Source organism: Paenibacillus sp. FSL L8-0708 (assembly GCF_038009325.1).
Classification (GTDB): Bacteria; Bacillota; Bacilli; order Paenibacillales; family Paenibacillaceae; genus Paenibacillus_AQ; species Paenibacillus_AQ odorifer.
In genome coordinates, this window is the sequence record NZ_JBBPBC010000001.1 from 1,558,624 (window position 1) to 1,575,979 (window position 17,356).

At 47.0% G+C, this 17,356-nt stretch carries 17 protein-coding genes and 1 riboswitch; of the genes, 15 read left to right on the forward strand and 2 right to left on the reverse strand.

Annotated features, from left to right (window positions below; translation table 11 throughout):
* Positions 1-45 precede the first annotated feature (45 nt).
* Positions 46-1,005, forward strand: a complete 960-nt coding sequence (cbiB, locus tag NYE58_RS07250) for an adenosylcobinamide-phosphate synthase CbiB (RefSeq protein WP_038569160.1) — start codon at positions 46-48, stop codon at positions 1,003-1,005.
* Between the two features lie 8 nt (positions 1,006-1,013).
* On the forward strand, positions 1,014-1,694 hold the full coding sequence (locus tag NYE58_RS07255) for a histidine phosphatase family protein (protein ID WP_052096836.1): 681 nt from the start codon (positions 1,014-1,016) through the stop codon (positions 1,692-1,694).
* A gap of 99 nt (positions 1,695-1,793) precedes the next feature.
* On the opposite strand, the gene catA is transcribed toward NYE58_RS07255, so the two are convergent.
* Positions 1,794-2,453 (reverse strand): type A chloramphenicol O-acetyltransferase, encoded by a 660-nt coding sequence (gene catA, locus NYE58_RS07260; protein ID WP_038569162.1) that lies wholly within the window; start codon positions 2,451-2,453, stop codon positions 1,794-1,796.
* Positions 2,454-2,595: 142 nt separating this feature from the next.
* Here catA and NYE58_RS07265 point away from each other — a divergent pair, with 142 nt between their 5' ends.
* The 8 genes from NYE58_RS07265 (at position 2,596) to NYE58_RS07300 (ending at position 9,879) form a co-directional block, all read left to right on the forward strand.
* Positions 2,596-3,132: an AAA family ATPase gene (locus tag NYE58_RS07265; protein WP_036681786.1), complete on the forward strand. Its 537-nt coding sequence runs from the start codon at positions 2,596-2,598 to the stop codon at positions 3,130-3,132.
* Positions 3,133-3,256: 124 nt separating this feature from the next.
* Complete coding sequence (pdxR, locus tag NYE58_RS07270; protein ID WP_038569164.1) at positions 3,257-4,708, forward strand: MocR-like pyridoxine biosynthesis transcription factor PdxR; 1,452 nt, start codon at positions 3,257-3,259, stop codon at positions 4,706-4,708.
* A 13-nt stretch (positions 4,709-4,721) separates the two neighbouring features.
* Positions 4,722-5,654 (forward strand): D-alanine--D-alanine ligase, encoded by a 933-nt coding sequence (locus tag NYE58_RS07275; protein WP_036681791.1) that lies wholly within the window; start codon positions 4,722-4,724, stop codon positions 5,652-5,654.
* Entirely contained in the window at positions 5,647-6,810 is a 1,164-nt protein-coding gene (locus NYE58_RS07280; protein WP_038569166.1) for an aminotransferase class I/II-fold pyridoxal phosphate-dependent enzyme, read from the forward strand. Before NYE58_RS07275 ends, NYE58_RS07280 begins: the two co-directional genes overlap by 8 nt.
* A 95-nt stretch (positions 6,811-6,905) precedes the next feature.
* On the forward strand, positions 6,906-7,967 hold the full coding sequence (cobT, locus tag NYE58_RS07285) for a nicotinate-nucleotide--dimethylbenzimidazole phosphoribosyltransferase (RefSeq protein WP_341001496.1): 1,062 nt from the start codon (positions 6,906-6,908) through the stop codon (positions 7,965-7,967).
* Positions 7,964-8,512: a bifunctional adenosylcobinamide kinase/adenosylcobinamide-phosphate guanylyltransferase gene (gene cobU / locus NYE58_RS07290; protein ID WP_036681798.1), complete on the forward strand. Its 549-nt coding sequence runs from the start codon at positions 7,964-7,966 to the stop codon at positions 8,510-8,512. The genes cobT and cobU overlap by 4 nt, the downstream gene beginning before the upstream one ends.
* Positions 8,509-9,324 (forward strand): adenosylcobinamide-GDP ribazoletransferase, encoded by an 816-nt coding sequence (gene cobS / locus NYE58_RS07295; protein ID WP_076316906.1) that lies wholly within the window; start codon positions 8,509-8,511, stop codon positions 9,322-9,324. The genes cobU and cobS overlap by 4 nt, the downstream gene beginning before the upstream one ends.
* A 228-nt stretch (positions 9,325-9,552) precedes the next feature.
* The gene (locus NYE58_RS07300) at positions 9,553-9,879 is read left to right on the forward strand and encodes a YnfA family protein (RefSeq protein WP_036681801.1); all 327 of its coding nucleotides are present in this window, start codon (positions 9,553-9,555) and stop codon (positions 9,877-9,879) included.
* 1,028 nt (positions 9,880-10,907) lie between these two features.
* On the opposite strand, the gene NYE58_RS07305 is transcribed toward NYE58_RS07300, so the two are convergent.
* Positions 10,908-12,596 (reverse strand): methyl-accepting chemotaxis protein, encoded by a 1,689-nt coding sequence (locus NYE58_RS07305; protein WP_341001503.1) that lies wholly within the window; start codon positions 12,594-12,596, stop codon positions 10,908-10,910.
* Between the two features lie 367 nt (positions 12,597-12,963).
* A riboswitch (PreQ1 riboswitch) is annotated at positions 12,964-13,009 on the forward strand.
* Between the two features lie 10 nt (positions 13,010-13,019).
* Here NYE58_RS07305 and NYE58_RS07310 point away from each other — a divergent pair.
* From NYE58_RS07310 to NYE58_RS07330, 5 genes are all read left to right on the forward strand, one after another.
* Positions 13,020-13,733 (forward strand): queuosine precursor transporter, encoded by a 714-nt coding sequence (locus NYE58_RS07310; protein WP_339823704.1) that lies wholly within the window; start codon positions 13,020-13,022, stop codon positions 13,731-13,733.
* Between the two features lie 278 nt (positions 13,734-14,011).
* Complete coding sequence (locus NYE58_RS07315) at positions 14,012-15,493, forward strand: AMP-binding protein (RefSeq protein ID WP_038569173.1); 1,482 nt, start codon at positions 14,012-14,014, stop codon at positions 15,491-15,493.
* Positions 15,490-16,641: a thiolase family protein gene (locus NYE58_RS07320; RefSeq protein ID WP_076099023.1), complete on the forward strand. Its 1,152-nt coding sequence runs from the start codon at positions 15,490-15,492 to the stop codon at positions 16,639-16,641. The genes NYE58_RS07315 and NYE58_RS07320 overlap by 4 nt, the downstream gene beginning before the upstream one ends.
* Entirely contained in the window at positions 16,638-17,039 is a 402-nt protein-coding gene (locus NYE58_RS07325; RefSeq protein ID WP_038569177.1) for an FAS1-like dehydratase domain-containing protein, read from the forward strand. Before NYE58_RS07320 ends, NYE58_RS07325 begins: the two co-directional genes overlap by 4 nt.
* Positions 17,014-17,355, forward strand: a complete 342-nt coding sequence (locus NYE58_RS07330; RefSeq protein WP_052096837.1) for a MaoC family dehydratase — start codon at positions 17,014-17,016, stop codon at positions 17,353-17,355. The genes NYE58_RS07325 and NYE58_RS07330 overlap by 26 nt, the downstream gene beginning before the upstream one ends.
* The last annotated feature ends 1 nt before the right edge of the window (position 17,356 follow it).

Sequence of the window (17,356 nt, forward strand, 5' to 3'; positions counted from 1 at the left end):
AATGGATAGCTGGAGAAGTAGAAGATTGTTCAGAGGTGATTGCCTGTGACAATCGCTTTGGTGTTGCTTGCGGCTTATGTGATTGACCGGATCGTAGGTGATCCGCGTAACCTGCCTCATCCCGTAATTGGTATGGGCAAAGCAATTACGGCTCTGGAGTGGGCGATCCGTCGTTTATGGTCCCGCCCGCAAAGCCTGCGCAGAGCTGGGGTGTTACTTCCGCTATGTGTGGCGGGCGGTGCTTGGGCACTGACAGCCATCCTGCTATGGCTGCTGTCATATATCTCACCTTGGCTCGTCTGGATAGCCGAGGTTTGGTTGATTTCAACCACGATTGCCTCCAAGGGACTAAAAGATGCAGGAATGGCGGTGTACGTGGAATTGCAGAAGGGCGATCTCCCTGCTGCCCGCAAGGCTTTGGGGATGATCGTGGGACGTGATACGACTTCGCTAGACGCCCCTGAAATTGTCCGTGGAACGGTGGAGACCGTAGCAGAGAATATTGTCGATGCGATTATTTCTCCACTTTTCTACGCGCTGATTGGCGGTGCGCCGCTTGCTATGGCTTATCGGGCGGTCAATACACTCGATTCAATGGTTGGTTATAAGAACGATAAATACCGTGATCTCGGCTGGGCATCTGCCCGGCTCGATGATGTTGCTAACTTCATCCCGGCACGGATTACGGCATTACTTTTGGCTCTATGTGCAGGGATGCTTCGTCTGGATTGGCGTAGTTGCCTGCAAATGGTGAAGCGGGATGCACATCTACATCCAAGCCCTAACAGCGGTTATCCAGAATCAGCTGTGGCTGGCGCACTTGGCATCCGACTCGGAGGCGAAAATGTGTATCATGGCGTCGCTTCTTTTCGGGCTTATATGGGTGATCCGGTACGTACGATGGAACCAAATGATATTATCCAGACCTCGCGGATGATGATGCTCTGCTCTTCAATATTTGTAGGTCTATGCGCGGTTGCGGCATGGATATGGATTGGAGGCTGAGCGTCGGTATGGCAATTCCCTCTATAGAGCTTGAGCTAGTGCTTATCCGACACGGGCAGACGAAATGGAATGTTGAGCATCGTTACCTGGGACATACGGATCTTCCATTGCTTCCTGACGCAAGTGAGCGGCTATCCCAACTTCAGCAGCAGATCTGCATGCAGGCTGAGTTATCAGGTGGTTTTTGGCGTGTGTTCTGTAGCGATTTGCTAAGATGTCAGGAGACCTTGGCTTTCGTAGCACCTTCACTAGAGCAGGACGCTATTTACGATCAGCGGCTTCGTGAAATGAACTTCGGAGCTTGGGAAGGCTGCACCTATGAGCAGTTGAAAGATAACTCTCTATATAGACATTGGATTGATGATCCTTCAAAGGTTACACCGCCAGAAGGAGAATCGTGGACAGAATTCGATGCACGGTTGCGTAGTTTCCTGTTAGATCTAGGTCAAGCTGCTATGGCTGCATTTGGATGCTGTGCTATCAAGGAGAAAAAAAGTGAGGTTACATCGAATAGAGTAATGGTAGTGACGCATGGGGGGGTAATCAGGAATTTACTTGCACAGTTAGTTCCTGACCTCACATTCTACAGTGCAGTGGCTCCTTCTCCAGGGAATGTAATGGTACTAAAAATACTCTGGCAGCATGGACAATGGTCAGCTGATAAAGCTGATATTGTGGAAAAAGGATGATTACATGAAAATAAGGGCTCCACATCATTAGGAAAACCTAATAGGTGGAACCCTTTATGTTTGAACTATCGTTTGCTGTCAGCAGAATAACGTGGTTAATTAGAGGTTAGGTAACCATTCCGTATAGGTATCTGCACGTGATTGTAATTCATTATACAGCATGCTGGCATGGTAACCGTCGCACACAGCATGGTGGAATTGCCCCGAGATGGGTAATAGTATTTTTTTGTCTTGCTGAAAATATTTCCCTATCGTAAAGATGGGAAGTAGGTAGGTTCCCTCGTTATACACGTTCAGGTTAAAGCTCGTGAAGCTGACCCACGGAATGCTGGAAATAGGGAAGGTGTTCGATGGTTCGTTTGCTTTAGCGATAAATTGTTTCACACTTCCGTACATTTTCATATCATCGAGATAACGGTTATAGAAATCATTAAACTGTTCACCGTACGAAGTCCAGATGCTTGAGAAAGTTTTATCATCATCATGGAAAATTGTAAAACTAGGTGACAAGCTATCCCAATAACCTAATCTACCTTCAGAATCAAAACATGTGCGGAATTCACTATGACGGTTCACCACCGTAGTTATCATGTGGATTAGTGCTGGGTACAGCTTAATTCCCTTATGCTTAAGCTCTGACAGTAGAAGGGTGATATCAATATTTACGGTCATGCTATAGGTGCATCTGACATTGTTTAAATAATGTTCAAAATAGGGTTTTCTACTCCAGTTATCAATGACAATCGGGTTAAAAATCATTTATTATGACCTCCTAAAATTATTTCGTTTTTCATTTTAGGAGGTCTGCTGGACTGATTTCACCATATCCTTATCACTATCCCTTGAGAAAGTATTTTGTAACGATGAGTATACCATCAATTGGAAGGGAGATGCATTTATAATGCTGAGCGAAAAGTTAGTTATTGAAAAATTGCTTCAGCAAAAGCGTACGAGTGTTGCTTCCATCGTAGTGATGATGTGCGGTGTAGCGGGGTCGGGTAAAACAACTTTTGCTAAAAAGCTGGAGAAAGAGGGATTCGCCAGACTTTCGATAGATGAAGATATTTGGGCCACGCACGGCCGTTTCGGGGTGGATTATCCAGAGCAGAATTATGAGTTCTATAAAGAAGAGTCGGAGATAAAACTGCGGGGGGAGCTGGTGAATCTGCTTCAGGCAAAACATCATGTTGTCATCGATTTCAGCTTCTGGCAACGTCAGAGACGGAACGATTACAAGCAACTTATTGAGGATTATGCTGGCGTGTGGGAACTGATTCACTTAAAGGTTCAGCCGGATGAATTACGTCAGAGACTGCTTATCCGGAGTGAACGTTTTGACGCCAATGCCGCATTTCCGATTACTGAGGACATATTAACCCGGTTTTTAAATGGTTTTGAGATCCCTGCTGGAGAAGGGGAGCTTGTGATCGAAGCATAGATCTGTAACTTGATTTTTGGGCATTTGTCCCCTCATAGAACCACAGCCGGATTAAAATCCCATGGCTGTGGTTCTTTTTTTAAGCGAGTGATTGTGCCATGATAGTCATGGGGGCGATTGAGAGATGTTTAAGGATTTTAAGCTCATAGCCGGACGGCCGGTGTATATACAAATTAAAGACTATATGAAGCACTTAATCATAAAAGGCGGTCTGCAAGGCAATCAAAAGCTGCCCTCCACACGAGAGCTCAGCACATTGCTTAAGGTTAGCCGCAACTCCGTAATCTCTGCTTATGCAGGGCTTGAGGATGATGGCTTTGCTTATGCCGTGCAAGGGCAAGGAAGTTATGTTGCAGCTACGCCGCCCGGCAGTGAAACGATCTCTTCCTGGACGATGGACTGGAAGTCACGTCTCAATGATCGCGCGGTGCTGGCGGAGGAACTGGATATCATGAAGCGCGGGATTCGAGCGGAGAAGGGGACGATCTCCTTCACCAGCATAGCGCCTGATGAGAGTCTTTTTGATCTGGATAATGTGAAGCGGTCCTTTATGGATCGGATGTCGGTAGAAGGCAACGTTCTGCTAAATTACGGCTATGCCAAAGGGTATAAGCCTTTAATAGACTATTTGAAGCAGTATATGGAGCACAAGGGCGTTGAAATGAGGGGCAAGGATATATTGATCACCAATGGTTTTACAGAGGGGTTCGATATTGTATTGTCTGCTCTGAGTAAAAAAAATGGTTCGGTCATTTGTGAGAATCCGACGCATCATACAGCGATCAAAAATTTGAAGCTGAACGGTTTTGAGATCACCGGGATTTCGATGGAGCGTGATGGGATTGATTTGGCGGAGCTGGAGAAAGCATTGCAACAGCAAGCTTTTGACTGTGCATACTTCGTCCCTTCTTACCATAATCCGACCGGAATTGTAATGTCTCCAGAGAAAAGACAGCGGCTAATGAAGCTGATGAATCGCTACCAAGTCCCGGTGATTGAGGATGGTTTTAACGAGGAATTACGATATTCGGGCTCACATGTGGCTCCACTTATCGCAGCAGCAGGCAGCGGCAACAGCGTGATTTATCTCGGCAGCTTCTCCAAGGTATTATTTCCGGGACTACGTGTAGGTTGGGTGCTGGCGGATCAGGAGTTGATTAATTCCCTCGAAAGCGTCAAGCGCGCCCGTACCATTCATACCTCGACGCTGGATCAATCCATTTTATATCAGTATTTATTGGGTGGCCATTTAGAGAAATATTTGAAAAAAGCCAGAGCGGAATACAAACGAAAGTATGAATTAACCCTGCAATGCTGCAAGGATTTTATTCCTTATACGGCGCTGTCAGGGGACGGTGGCCTGCATCTTTTTGTATCCTTCGCGGAGGGCTTTAATACAAGGACGCTGTTGGCGGCCTGTCATGAGCAAGGGGTTATTTTTACAGCAGGAGATATATTCTTCACGGACGGTAAGGGTCAAAATACGATACGGATCGGTTTCTCCAGAGTGACGGATGAGGATATCCGCAAGGGGATCGAGATTATTGGCAGAACAGCTCGACAACTAATGGGATAAAGAGGTGCTTGAGATGAAGGTAGGCGTAATTATGGGCGGGGTATCCTCAGAGTATGAGGTATCCATGAATAGCGGTAGAGAAATATTGAAGAATCTAGACCCCAATAAATATGAAATTATTCCAATTGTGATCACCAAGCGTGAGGAGCTTATTGAGCAGGCAAAAGGGATCGATATCGCACTGCTTGCACTTCATGGAGCTTACGGCGAGGATGGTACGGTTCAGGGGACGCTGGAGACGATGGGGATTCCGTATACGGGCAGCGGGGTTTTGTCTAGCAGCATTTGCATGGATAAAGATCTCTCCAAAAAGCTTATGCGCTGCGCAGGCGTCAATACAGCAGATTGGCTATGCTGGGACAGTATGAAGGATTATTCGGCTGAAGTGGTGGAACGGCTCGGATATCCGGTTATGGTGAAGCCATGTTCAGGCGGCTCGAGTATCGGAATGGAAAAAGTGAGCAGCAGCGAGGAGCTGTTGTGCGCAGTGCAGAAGGCTTTTGCCTGTGATCAGTCGATTTTGATTGAAAGCTACATTCAAGGCCAAGAAATTACCTGTTCTATTCTAAACGGAGAGCTGCTGCCTATTCTGGGAATTACCTCAGCAAATGCCGAGTGGTTCGATTACAGTGCTAAGTATGAAGAAGGCGGAGCAGATGAACGGGTCATTGAATTGCCTACTGAAGTGCATGAGCGGGTACGCGAGGCTGCCTTGAGCTGTTATAAAGCACTAAAATGTAGCGTGTATGCACGGGTTGATATGCTGCTTAAAGAGGGTATTCCTTATGTGCTGGAGGTGAATACGTTACCAGGCATGACGAAGGCCAGTCTTTTACCCAAAAGCGCGCAAGCGGCAGGCTACACCTTCAGCGGACTACTGGACGAAATCATCTCCCTTTCCCTAACGGAAAAGAGTGCAAAAGAAGAGGTGTACAGCCATGCATAATGAATGGATTGCTCCACGAGTGCGGGAGATTGCGCCATCGGGGATTCGGGCTTTTTTTGACCTAAGTACGGGGAATCAGGATATTATATCGCTGGGTGTAGGGGAACCAGATTTCGTTACACCGGAGCATGTAAGAGCTGCCTGTATTCGTGCCTTGAACAATGGGGAAACGATGTATACGCCAAATTCCGGTTTACTGGAGCTTAGAGATGAGATCGCTTCTTATCTGCACACAAGTTTCAAGCTTCGCTATGAGCCAAACGATGAGATTATGGTTACGGTGGGAAGCAGCGAGGCTGTGGACTTGGCATTACGAGCTTTCATTACACCTGGGGATGAGATTATCGTCCCTTCTCCGAGCTATATCGCATATTCGCCGATTACCCATTTGAACGGGGGGGTTACGGTGGAGGTAGAATCATCGGCCGAGCAGGGGTTTAAGCTTACTGCTGAAGCGTTACGGAAGGTGATTACCCCGCGTTCGAAGCTTCTTATGGTGAATTTTCCGACTAATCCTACAGGTGCAGTAATGACTTATGAGGATTGGCTGCCTATTGCACAGATTGTAAAAGAGAATAACCTACTGGTCATTTCAGATGAAATTTATGCCGAGCTTACGTATGACAGTCAGCATGTCAGCATCGCCTCTCTTCCCGGGATGCTGGAAAGGACGATTGTGATTAGCGGCTTCTCCAAAGCTTTTGCAATGACTGGCTGGAGAGTTGGTTATGCTTGTGGCGATCGAGAATTAATTGCTGCGATGCTAAAAATCCATCAATACACTGCGATGTGTGCCCCCGTGCTCGGTCAAATTGCTGCGATTGAATCATTGCGCAACGGAATGCAGCATAAGGAACACATGAAGCAATGCTTCGATGAGCGGAGAAAGCTGCTGGTTAGTGGATTTCGATCCATCGGACTACCTTGCCACGAACCGGCGGGCGCTTTTTATGCCTTTCCTTCCATCGCTCATACCGGAATGAAATCAGAAGACTTCGCTTTGCAGCTGCTCAGGGAGGTCGGTGTCGCTGCGGTTCCGGGTCATGTTTTTGGAGCAGGCGGAGAGGGTTATATTCGCTGCTCCTATGCCGCTTCCTTACAAAAATTGACAGAGGCGCTGGAGAGAATCGAAGATTTTATGAAAGTGAAGTTGTAATTCTAGAAGTCCCCCTCTATCATAGATGGGGGCTTTTCTGCGAATATGAGATAGAATAGGTTATACGGATACATTTAATAGGAGGTCGTAATTATATGCTTTCAGATATTCAAGACGTAATTAAACAAATCATTCCGGCTGATGATCAGTCCATCCTCAAGGCGGAGCATCGGCTGAACATTCTGACCAAACCTCCGGGCAGTTTGGGACAATTGGAACCTCTAGCTGTTAAGCTCGCTGGAATTTCGGGTACGGAGCAGCCTAGTTTCACCAAACGAACAGTTGTTGTGATGGCTGCTGATCATGGGGTGTGCTGCGAAGGGGTGAGCGCATTTCCACAGGAAGTCACGCTGCAGATGGCCCATAACTTTCTCAGCGGTGGAGCGGCTGTAAATGTATTGGCACGTCAAGCTGGGGCAGAGGTACAGTTTGTCGATGTTGGCATAAACGGCGATCTTAGTCATGTCGATCTGATTGATCGTAAAGTGCGCCGGGGAACGGATAACATGGCTGTGGGACCTGCGATGAGTCGTGAGGATGCCATGAATGCTCTTCTTGTTGGGATAAGAGTTGCGCAGGAAGCGGTTAAGAACGGAACGGAGATTTTTATAACAGGCGAAATGGGCATTGGGAATACTACGGCTAGTGCTGCCATTCTATGTGCTCTCAAAGGAATAGCCCCTGAAGTAGCTGTGGGACGAGGAACGGGAATTGATGATGAACGTTTACTACATAAAATTGCAGTGGTGGAACGCGCCTTAAAGGTAAATCAGCCGAATTCAGCAGATCCGTTGGATGTATTATCTAAAGTTGGCGGACTGGAAATCGCTGGCTTGGCGGGACTGATTCTTGGTGCGGCTGCTAATCGGATACCTATCATTTTGGATGGTTTTATTTCGGGGGCGGCAGCGCTTGTGGCAAAAGCCCTTGCACCTGAATCCATCGTTTATATGATAGCCTCTCATGTATCAGGAGAACGGGGTCATAAGCTAATGCTAGAGCAGCTTGGACTTGAACCGCTGCTAAATCTCGGTCTGCGATTGGGTGAGGGAACAGGGGGAGTATTATGCCTTCATTTAATCGAGGCGATCTGCCGCATTTTGAGCGAAATGGCAACCTTTGAAAGTGCAGGCATCTCTGGAGCTGGTCAACGATGAGCATTCTTGTAACGGGAGGCGCACGTAGCGGTAAAAGTGGTTTTGCAGAAAAATTGATGCATTCACTGGCAGATCAGGCCTTCTATGTAGCAACCGGACAGGCTTTTGACGACGAAATGAAGGAACGGATTGCTCTGCATCAGCATCAACGAATGGAAAGTGGTTACGCTTGGGAGACGCTTGAGGAACCGTATGATTTACCAGATCTGCTAAAGCGATTATCGGGTGAAAAAGCGGTGCTCGTAGATTGTTTGACCTTATGGTTATCCAATGCATTATTGGCCGTGGAAGGTTTTGAAAATAGACAAGAGCTTGTTGAGAGTGAGATAACAAGACTTGAAGACAGTGTGCGTTCTTTCCAAGGGACGCTTATTCTGGTCACTAATGAGGTTGGCGACGGGATTGTTCCAGAGTATGCGCTTGGCCGATTGTATCGTGATCTGGCGGGACGAATGAACGCGCTGATCGCTCGGCAATGCGAACAGGTCTTTCTAGTAACTGTTGGGATTCCGATTGAGCTGAAGAGCAGGGAGTATCGTTTATGAGGGAGCGTAGGGATGCGGCCGTAGCTGCCTTTCAGTTCTTATCACGATTTCCTGTAAAAGGTGATCCGGGATTCTCTCCTGAACTGCTGCGCCGCAGTGTGATCTTCTATCCCATGGTAGGCGCAGCAATTGGGCTGTGCGTAGCTGCTGGAGCAGCCCTGACGGGATTGCTTTTACCTGCTTGGCCAGCAGCAGTGATCACTCTGATTCTGTGGGTAAGCCTCACAGGCGGGTTGCATCTTGATGGCTGGATGGACAGCGCAGATGGTCTGCTCAGCTATCGGCCACGGGAGCGTGCCCTGGAGATTATGAAGGACAGCCGTGTGGGTGCGATGGGCGTACTCGCCTGCGTGCTGCTCCTGCTGTTTAAAGCTTCTTTGCTGGCAGCTCTAATCGAAGGCTACGCCTACTACGAGCTGCCGCTGCTCTTGGTACCAGCGGTCTGGAGCCGCTGGTATATGGTGCGGGCAATGGTGCGTTATCCCATTGCCCGTGGAGACGAGGGGCTGGCCGCGAACTTCGCCGGCCTAGCTTCCTCGCATGAGCGGCGCGCGCTGGCAGTCGCCGCGCTGCTCTCGCTGGCCGCCGCCGCTGCGCCACTGGCGCTCGGCGCTGGCTTAGCCGCGTGGCCGCTGCATCTGGCGGCAGCTCTGCTGCTGCCGGTCGCGGCCTTGGCCTGCGGCACCGCAGCTGCGCGGCGGATCAGCAGCCGGCTCGGCGGGCTCACCGGCGACGTGTACGGCGCGCTGAACGAGCTGCTAGAGGTTGTGCTGCTGCTAGTGTTATTGCTGCTCCAGCACAATTTAATGTAAGCTCCACGGATGAACCTTGAGTAATTTGCAGTAGGTAGCTCTACGGGTGAACCTTGAGTAATTTGCTGTAGGTAGCACCACGGATGAACCTTGAGTAGTTTGCTGTAGGTAGCTCTACGGGTGAACCTTGAGTAATTTGCTGTAGGTAGCACCACGGATGAACCTTGAGTACAATTTGTTATGAGTAACCTTTGCGTTTTTAGGAGATTGACAGGGAAGAGGGATGACATGTTATTTGCCATTCTGCTATTTATAATTGCTGGCCTTGCTGAGATCGGTGGCGGATATTTAGTGTGGTTATGGTTGAGAGAATCAAGGCCACTTTGGTACGGCTTAGTGGGGTCCTTGATTCTGATAGCGTATGGGATTATCCCTACGTTGCAGAAATTCCCTTCCTTCGGCAGAGTGTATGCGGCTTACGGCGGGGTGTTTATCGTGCTCGCGGTCTTATGGGGATGGCTTGTAGACAAGAAGACACCAGACGTATATGACTGGGTCGGAGCAGGTATTTGTGTGATCGGTGTATCGGTCATCCTCTGGGCACCGCGACACTAAGTTGAGTGATGTTTGCTTAGCCATAAAAGCTGAATGAAAGCTGAGTAACCTAGTTTTTACTGAGTGAGTAACTTGGCTTCGGACTCAGGGGACCTTATTTGCGAAAAAAGGGTTATTTTGGAGCGTTTTCGGACACCAGAGGCGCTATTTGAACAAAAAAGGCTGAGTCTGGGTTGATTATGAGGCCATAGCGTCTCTCGAGTCCGAAAAAGCCTCCAAATGGTAGTTTTTCGAGTAATAGCGGCATCTGAGTCCGCAAGCCAGCAGCAAATAGCGTGCTGAGGTCTAAGTGAGAGCTTCGCGCAAGCTAGTGCATGTAGCTGATTCTATTGCTGTAGGTAGCATCCACGGAGGAACTTTGAGTAACTTGCTGTAGGTAGCATCCACGGAGGAACTTTGAGTAATTTGCTGTAGGTAGCATCCACGGAGGAACTTTGAGTAATTTGCTGTAGGTAGCATCCACGGAGGAACTTTGAGTAACTTGCTGTAGGTAGCATCCACGGAGGAACTTTGAGTAATTTGCAGTAGGTAGCATCCATGGAGGAACCTTGAGTAACTTGGCTCCGGACTCAGGAGACCTTATTTGCGAAAAAAGGGTTATTTTGGAGCGTTTTTGGACACCAGAGGCGCTATTTGAACAAAAAAGGCTGAGTCTGGGTTGATTATGAGGCCATAGCGTCTCTCGAGTCCGAAAAAGCCTCCAAATGGCAGTTTTTCGAGTAATAGCGGCATCTGAGTCCGCAAGCCAGCAGCAAATGGCGTGATGAGTCTAAGCGAGAGCTTTGCGCAAGCCTAGCGCATGCAGCCGAGTCTAAGCGAGAGCTTCGCGCAAACTAGTACATGTAGCCGAGTCTAAGCGAGAGCTTCGCGCAAACTAGTACATGCACCCTGAGTCTAAGCGAGAGCTCCGCGCAAGCCTAGCGCATGCAGCCGAGTCTAAACGAGACCTCAGCAAGCGCTAGTGAGCCATAAACTAAAAACCCCCCTTCAACACTTTCGTGTGAACGGGGGTTATTGGTTTTCAAGCGTTAAATCTTAAATTGCTGCACAGCTTCTTGGAGTTTCTTGGCTTGCTCATACAGATGTTTAACGGTTTCTGCATGGCCTTCCAGTTCGACGCGCTGCCGCTCTGAGTTAGCAGCGAGTGTGTCCGCACTTTCTTGCGATCTTGATGTAATTTGTGCAGTTTCTTCGACGGAAGCACTGACTTCTTCTGTACTTGCCGAGATTTGCTGTGTAGCCGCAGATACGGATTGGATGCTGTGATTGATGCTTTGGATAAGGATCAAGAGGTGATTAAAGGCATCACCTGCTTCTGCTACCTTGCCGACTCCAGAGGCAACCTCAGAATTCACGTGGTTCATCTCAGTAACGGAGCGGCTCATATCTTCCTGAAGGCCAAGTAGGAAGTCACGGATCTGTTCGTTTGCGTTACGGGATTGTTCAGACAGCTTGCGTACTTCTCCGGCAACAACAGCAAAGCCGCGTCCATGCTCTCCTGCGCGTGCAGCTTCGATTGAAGCATTCAGTGACAGCATTTGGATCTGTTTCGTAATTTCAGTAATGCTGTGAACGACTTCTCCGATCATTACTGAACGCTCATTCATGATTTGTAACTGATCCAGCGACTGTAGGGAAGCACGTTCAACCTGGCGCATTTGCAGCACGGCACTTTGAGCAATTTCATTACCGCCACTTGCTTCAGCGGAAGCCTCACTGATTTGCTCTGTGACTTCATTCGCTGCTGAGGCAATACTTTGAATGCCTAAATTGATTTCTTCCATTGCTCTCGAGTTATCTGATGCACTGCTAGCGATAGTCGTACTACCTTTGCCGATTTCTATTACCGATGAGCTGGAGTGATCCGCCATATCGTTGAGAACCTCAACACGTTCTTTTAAAGAGTTGGAATCCGCAACGACAGTATTAGAGGTTACCAGTACATGTCCGATCATTTCTTTCAGGCGTTGGGTCATCGCTTGGAAGCTTACGGACAACTGTGCAACTTCGTCATTTCCTTTAACTGATAATTCTTCGGTGAAATCTCCCTCTGCGAGCCGGGCACTATAAGCTGCCAGTTTTGAGATTGGACGTGTTATACGCACACTCATAAACCATGCACCAGTTAGACCGATGATCAACGTCAGAAGTGTGATTCCGGCACTTGTCCATAGAATACTGTCTGTTTTTTCTTGAATGAAGCTTACGTCACTGCTTACACCGATAACCATCGTACTTCCGGGAATACCGATATAAGCTGTTTTATGTATACCATGTGCGTCGCTATATGTATCGCTTAGTCCAGTTTTTCCTTTAGAGGCTTGTTGCATTGCAGAGGATACGGTGACACTTTCTGCCCGTTGCAATTTTGCATCGTGATCTGCGGATAGAATCTCAGCTTCTTTCCCTTTCAGATTGACCAGAAAAATGGTTTCCACTCCATGTTGTTTCCTCTTTTCCTGAAAATAGAACTCGAGATTGGTGGCAGACTGATCGTTCTTATTTAGGGTTTGCTGGGCGTGCATTACGTTGAGATTCTTATATACGTCCTGAGCAGCGGCAGTAAGGATTTTGTTAATCTGTGGCATAACATAGCTGTTGAAGATATTGATGGAGATAAAGTAGAAGCTGGTGCTTAACAAAAGAGACGTGAGCAACAGAACAACAAATAATAAACGCGTGAATTTGCGACTGATCGAATGCTTGATACGAAACATATCGTTCTCTCCTTTTTTTATGGACGGTGAGGTCATTTCTTTTTTTGGTCTTCACTAGATACTCCATGCCAACTGCTGGAAATTGGCGACCCGAGATATATTCCATAGTTATGTCATATTTCTACTAAATGGATCGGGAATAAGGTGTTTGATACTATTCTATAGAATTAACCTCTGGATGAATAGTGAAAGTTTTGTCCTATAGAGCATTTTTTTCTGAAAAAAATGAATTATTGCTGACTATTTTAGATAATTGTCGAAAAAAAAGAACTGGAACTACCAATTTCATATAAAAATATTATTTTTATGGATTGTTTAGCGCTATTGTGATAGAGTATTAATGTTTTGTTCCAAAAATTTAATAATGTAAGCCGCGGTTCGTAACCATCCCGCGTAAACAAAACTAGGAGGAGTTTCAGTAATATGTTTAATTTGTTGTGGGGAGTTTTATTTGTTATTGTCAATTTTGCCTTTTTTCTACTCTGTTACCGCCTGTTCGGGAAAAGTGGAATGTATGCCTGGGTAGGTATTGCTACTGTAATTGCTAACATTCAGGTAGCTAAGACGATTGCTATGCCATTTGATATTGTGATGACACTCGGAAATACGATGTATGTCACTTTGTATATGACCAGCGATTTGCTTAATGAGAAGTACGGAAGAGCGGAAGCACGTAAAGCGGTCTGGTTTGGTTTCTTCACCTTGCTTATGACTACAGTCATTATGCAGATGGTACTAGTATTTAAGCCACAGGAGACCGATATCGCTCAGTCTTCTTTGGAGACGATTTTTGGGCTGATGCCTCGACTAGCTGTGGGTAGTCTTACTGCTTACTTCATTAGTCAGTTCCTAGATGTTCGGTTGTACTCTTGGATTCGTAAATATTACAGCACCTCAAGTCAGCTGTGGATTCGTTCCAACGGCAGTACGATGATTAGCTCCTTTGTGGATACACTTATCTTCTGCACCATTGCGTTTGCGGGCTTGTATGACTGGAATGTATGGCTTGAAATTTTGCTTACAACTTATCTAGCGAAGTTCTTACTAACCGCAGTAAGCACACCTATCTTATATATCGCCCGAACCTTTACTTTTGCTGAAGAGGGTACACCATCGACCGTTCAAAAGAAGGACTAAACAACAATACAGCCAGCGCGTACCGATCATAATCGATGCGTGCTGGCTATTTTTTTAGTTGTAAGATGGACTTAATAGTTACATGAAAATGTGTACATAAAAATAATATAAAGCTAAAATAAGCTATCATAGCAATTCTAGCGGGTTAGTTTAACAGGAGCGCCTGCGATGGCGCTTAACACATATACTTTAGTCTGGGCTGGACTTGCGGGGCAGTCCGATTGAAGAAAATGTATATAATTGGTAGTCACAGAAATTACGAACAGGTGTGATCAAGGATGAATCTAGTAGTTCCTATACTGTGTCATGCAGCACAGCAGCCCGACAGCATTGCCTTAACCCATGACCAAGCAAGTCATACCTATGCCACATTAGTAAAAACGATGCGGAGAATCGCGAATGGCTTACAGCAAAAGGGTCTGAGGCATGACAAAGTCGCGATTTTATCTACGAATCGTATTGAATTTGTTGAGGTTATCTTGGGGGCGATTTATGCGGGCTGTGTTCCCATTCCCTTAGATCCCAAATGGAGTGCTAATGAACTGCAGGTTATTATAGAACAGTGCCAGCCGACAATGATTTTTGCCGAGCCGGAAGCCGCAAAGAATCTGGTCTTCAAGGATCAAGCGATCCCAACATTGACCTTCTCAAATGAACGAACAGGTTCCTATGATCAGTGGCTGGCTGCCCTGAAGCCGGAGGCTGAGTTGGATGAGACGAATGAATTATTATTTATTGGCTTTACTTCAGGCACAACCGGGTTGCCCAAAGGTTATATGCGTACCCATTTATCATGGTTAAAAAGCTTTGAGGTCTCGAATATTGCTTTTGAATTGGACGCTATGAAGGATGTTTTGGCACCAGGTCCATTTGTGCATTCCCTATCCTTATTCGCCGTAATGCAGAGTCTATATTGTGGAGCAACCTTTCATATCACACAAAAATTTAGTGCCACGAAGGTGTTAGAGCTGTGCCAGCAAATTCCGGGTGTGGTGCTGTTCGTCGTACCAACAATGATCGAATCCATGATGTTGCAGGCTGTACCTGGGCAGATACAGATTGATGCGATTATTAGCTCAGGTGCAAAGTGGTCGGAGTTGTCCAAGAAAAGGGGCATGGAAGTGTTTGGTGGAGCGCGCCTTTATGAATCCTACGGTTCTTCAGAAGCGAGTTATATTAGTTATTTGAATGTTCTGACCGAGCATAATCCGACCTCTATAGGAAAACCTTATCCCGGGGTGCAAATTTCCATTCGTGATGAACAGTTCCGGGAAGTCCCTACTGGGGAGATTGGGCAGCTATATGTGCGTAGTGATATGATATTTTTAGGCTACCATCAATTGCCGAATGAGACAGCAGCAGCTTTTAAAGAGGGATGGCTTATTTTAGAAGACTATGTTTATCAGGATGAAGCTGGTTATTTATATATGGCGGGACGTTTGAAGAATAAAATCATATCCGGAGGCCTGAACGTTTATCCAGAAGAAATAGAGAGGGTGCTAGAGTTTCTTCCGGAAATAGATGAAGTGATGGTGCTTGGCGTGCCTGACGATTACTGGGGAGAACAGCTGATAGCCCTCGTGAAGTGGAGCGGAGAGCAGCACTTATCTGTCGACGAAATTAAGAATTATTGCCGCCAGTATTTAGCAAGCTACAAAGCGCCGAAGCAGCTGCTAACCCTGGATGAATTTATCTATACAAGCAGTGGCAAAATTGCCCGGCAAGCGATGAAAGACTATGTGAAAAGAGCGATGGTATGATAGAAGCAGTAATTGTCATGGCAAAACGTACACCGATTGGCAGAATGGGTGGCTTATTAAGTACACTTGAGCCGGAGGCATTACTGGCGCCACTTATTCAGCATATTGTAGCCGAAACGAACTTGCCTAAAGAACTGATCGATGATGTCATTATTGGGAATGTTGTGGGCCCAGGAGGTAATATTGCCCGGGTAGCTGCGCTTGAAGCGGGGCTGCCTGTTTCGGTTCCGGGCGTCACCGTGGATCGTCAGTGCGGATCTGGGCTAGAGGCAATTAATATAGCAGCAAGACTGATTCAAAGCGGCGCTGGTGAGATTTATTTAGCGGGTGGTGTCGAAAGTACGAGCCGTGCTCCATGGAAAATGGCTAAACCACAGACCTTAATGGGGGTTCCGCAGCTATATACCCGTGCACATTTTACGCCTAGCTCTTACGGTGATCCGGATATGGGAATTGCTGCAGAGAATGTAGCTCGGAAATACGGGATTTCTCGAGAAGAGCAGGATCAATATGCCTTGAAAAGCCATCAAAAGGCGGTTCATGCTCAGCAAAGTGACCGGTTTCAGCAGGAGATAGTACCTCTTCAGGTAGAGGGGCAGTGGGTGAACACCGACGAATGTCCTCGGGCTAATACGAGTCTGGACAAGCTGCAAAAGCTGCCGCCAATTTTTGAAGAAAGGGGTACCGTCACTGCTGGAAATGCCTGTCCTATTAATGATGGCGCAGCGCTTCTATTAATGATGTCTCGGGAGAAATGCCAGCAGCTTAAGCTGAAGCCTATTTTACGGGTCGTGGATGCGCAAGCTGCGGGTGTAGATCCGAACTATTTAGGGATAGGGCCTGTACCAGCTGTGCAAAAGGTGTTAAAACGCCAAAAGCTTACCGTTGCCGATTTAGATATCGTAGAGTTTAACGAGGCTTTTGCTTCACAAGTATTGGCTTCACTGAATGAGCTTCAAATTCCACAGGAAAAGGTCAATCTTGGCGGGGGGGCATTAGCAATAGGCCATCCATACGGAGCTTCCGGGGCTATTTTAATGACTCGGTTATGTGCTGAAATGCAAAATGCTCCTTACCAACGAGGGCTTGCTACTCTGGGAATCGGCGGCGGGATAGGTCTGGCAACACTCGTGGAGGTTATAGAATGAACAGTGTCCGACATCAGATCCATATGACTGCTGAATGGATTTCGGACTACGCACAGAGTATTGAAGCACCCTTGCAGACGATAAATGGAAAGCTGATCGCTCCTACGACGATGCCTATTATTTTCTGGCAAGACTTCGATATTCCTTGGTTAATCATCGGTGAACCCTTGCTTCACGGCACTCAGAAATTTTCATATCAGGCTCCGATTACGGCGGGGATGATTTTGGATTGTGAATTAGCGTTAACGGGCGAGGTGCAAAAAGAAGGAAGACAGGGTAAACTGACTTTTTACACACATACGCTGGTTTGTAGGTGTGAGGGTGAGCTTATAGTCACCGCAGAAACGGTGTTAATTCGGGTAGGTGATGATCATGATAAAAAAGTGCATAACTGCTGAGGCTATCCGGCAATATGCAGCTGCTTCCCAAGATTTGGCGCCTATACATCTAGATGCAGAGGCCGCAGCTAAGGCTGGTTTGGAGCGACCCATCGCACATGGGATGTATCTTATGGGATTAGCTCAATCCTTGTATATTGCTGAGCACCCTACACAGTGGATCACTCAATATGATATGAAATTTCATAAGCCTATAGAGGTCGATAGTGTCGTGATTTTTGATTTTGCAGCTGACGACTGCTTTGTGAAAGTGATCCTTACAACAGAAGCTGGCGATGTTATTGCTGCGGGAGCTTTTGCAGTGAAAGAGGTGTAGT

Bases quoted from the DNA above. Each gene is read 5' to 3' on its own strand.
- NYE58_RS07255 (WP_052096836.1), top strand. From the start codon at position 1,014: ATGGCAATTCCCTCTATAGAGCTTGAGCTAGTGCTTATCCGACACGGG.
- catA (WP_038569162.1), bottom strand. From the start codon at position 2,453: ATGATTTTTAACCCGATTGTCATTGATAACTGGAGTAGAAAACCCTAT.
- NYE58_RS07265 (WP_036681786.1), top strand. From the start codon at position 2,596: ATGCTGAGCGAAAAGTTAGTTATTGAAAAATTGCTTCAGCAAAAGCGT.
- pdxR (WP_038569164.1), top strand. From the start codon at position 3,257: ATGTTTAAGGATTTTAAGCTCATAGCCGGACGGCCGGTGTATATACAA.
- NYE58_RS07275 (WP_036681791.1), top strand. From the start codon at position 4,722: ATGAAGGTAGGCGTAATTATGGGCGGGGTATCCTCAGAGTATGAGGTA.
- NYE58_RS07280 (WP_038569166.1), top strand. From the start codon at position 5,647: ATGCATAATGAATGGATTGCTCCACGAGTGCGGGAGATTGCGCCATCG.
- cobT (WP_341001496.1), top strand. From the start codon at position 6,906: ATGCTTTCAGATATTCAAGACGTAATTAAACAAATCATTCCGGCTGAT.
- cobU (WP_036681798.1), top strand. From the start codon at position 7,964: ATGAGCATTCTTGTAACGGGAGGCGCACGTAGCGGTAAAAGTGGTTTT.
- cobS (WP_076316906.1), top strand. From the start codon at position 8,509: ATGAGGGAGCGTAGGGATGCGGCCGTAGCTGCCTTTCAGTTCTTATCA.
- NYE58_RS07300 (WP_036681801.1), top strand. From the start codon at position 9,553: ATGTTATTTGCCATTCTGCTATTTATAATTGCTGGCCTTGCTGAGATC.
- NYE58_RS07305 (WP_341001503.1), bottom strand. From the start codon at position 12,596: ATGTTTCGTATCAAGCATTCGATCAGTCGCAAATTCACGCGTTTATTA.
- NYE58_RS07310 (WP_339823704.1), top strand. From the start codon at position 13,020: ATGTTTAATTTGTTGTGGGGAGTTTTATTTGTTATTGTCAATTTTGCC.
- NYE58_RS07315 (WP_038569173.1), top strand. From the start codon at position 14,012: ATGAATCTAGTAGTTCCTATACTGTGTCATGCAGCACAGCAGCCCGAC.
- NYE58_RS07320 (WP_076099023.1), top strand. From the start codon at position 15,490: ATGATAGAAGCAGTAATTGTCATGGCAAAACGTACACCGATTGGCAGA.
- NYE58_RS07325 (WP_038569177.1), top strand. From the start codon at position 16,638: ATGAACAGTGTCCGACATCAGATCCATATGACTGCTGAATGGATTTCG.
- NYE58_RS07330 (WP_052096837.1), top strand. From the start codon at position 17,014: ATGATAAAAAAGTGCATAACTGCTGAGGCTATCCGGCAATATGCAGCT.